Genomic DNA, 1,321 nt, shown 5'->3' on the forward strand with positions numbered 1-1,321 from the left:
AGGGAGATCGCGGAATTCTAAGCGCTTGAGGAGTGTCCCCCCAGACGGGCGCATGTCTTGCTCCGCAGCCTCGGAGGGGACACTCCTCAACGCAGGGCGCTTTCCACCTTCCTCACGTACGCGTCGGTGAGAAGGGAAAGATTCCTTGGGCGCGTGCAGTCTCATGCCGCGTCCTTCCCCGCGGGCACGGCCTTGATCGGGAGCGGGGAATGTCCGACCGCTTCCGGGCCCAGGACGACGGGTTTGCCGGTCCGGGAGGCGATCCCGCGCAACATCCCCTGGAAGAGAAACCGGTGCAGGGGGGAAAGAGTTCTCAGGAACGTCCCTGTTCCTACTGCGACCGGGGACCCGGGGCGATGCGGGGGGGTCGACGAGGCGGGGGGACACTCCTGGAGGTTGTCGGTAGTGCGGTTGGAGGAGTGTCCCGCTGAAGGGAAGAACTTGCGTCGAGCGGAACCGGCAGCGAGCGGGCGCAAGGTCGCGAGCGTAGCCGAGTGGACCCCTCCGCGAGCCAGGGGCCCCGGTACCGGGAATGCAGTCAGCGGCGGAGCGTGACCCGCGAGCCAGGGGCGCCAGTCGCGGCACGTCCCTTGCGTTACCGCAGGAAGCATTGCGTTTTCCTCCCGTGCGCCACCGATGCCTGGCGGGAACGAACCGTAGCGAAAAGGAGCCGCCGTTTGCTCGTCCGCGTTCTCGCTTCCACCATCGCGGGGATCGATGCCGTTCCCGTGGAGGTGGAGACCGACATTTCGAAAGGACTTCCCTCCCTCACGATCGTGGGGCTGCCGGGGGGGGCGGTTCGCGAGAGCGCGGACAGGGTGCGCGCCGCCATCCGCAACTCGGGGCTCCCGTACCCGGGACGCAAGATCACCATCAACCTCGCCCCCGCCGACCTGCGCAAGGACGGGGCGCTCCTCGACCTCCCGATCGCTCTTTCCCTCCTTTGCGCGGAGGGGCTTGTCCCGGCGGACGCCCTGGGGAACTACCTGGTCGGGGGAGAGCTCTCTCTCGACGGTTCCGTCAAGCCGGTGCGGGGCGTCCTTTCCCAGGCCCTCCTCGCGCGGCAGACCCGGCTTCCCGGGATCATCGTCCCGTCCGACAATTACGAGGAAGCCACGCTCGTGCCCGGCCTGACGGTCATCCCCGCGGAGACGCTTCGAGACGCGGCGGCGGCCCTGTCCGGGGAAATTCAACGACCGCGGGAAAAACGAGGGGGGGCGCCCCTCGACGCCGGTGAGCCCCGCGGGCCGGACCTTCGGGATGTCGTCGGACAGCCGGTGGGGCGAAGGGCCCTGGAGATCGCGGCCGCCGGGGGCCATGC

General features: G+C 69.0%; 1 protein-coding gene. It reads left to right on the top strand.

Annotated features, from left to right (window positions below):
- Positions 1 to 677: 677 nt before the first annotated feature.
- The coding region (locus VJ307_00205) for a magnesium chelatase domain-containing protein (protein HJX72546.1) at positions 678 to 1,321 on the top strand (644 nt) is incomplete at its 3' end.

The organism is Candidatus Deferrimicrobiaceae bacterium (assembly GCA_035256765.1).
Classification (GTDB): domain Bacteria; phylum Desulfobacterota; class Deferrimicrobia; order Deferrimicrobiales; family Deferrimicrobiaceae; genus CSP1-8.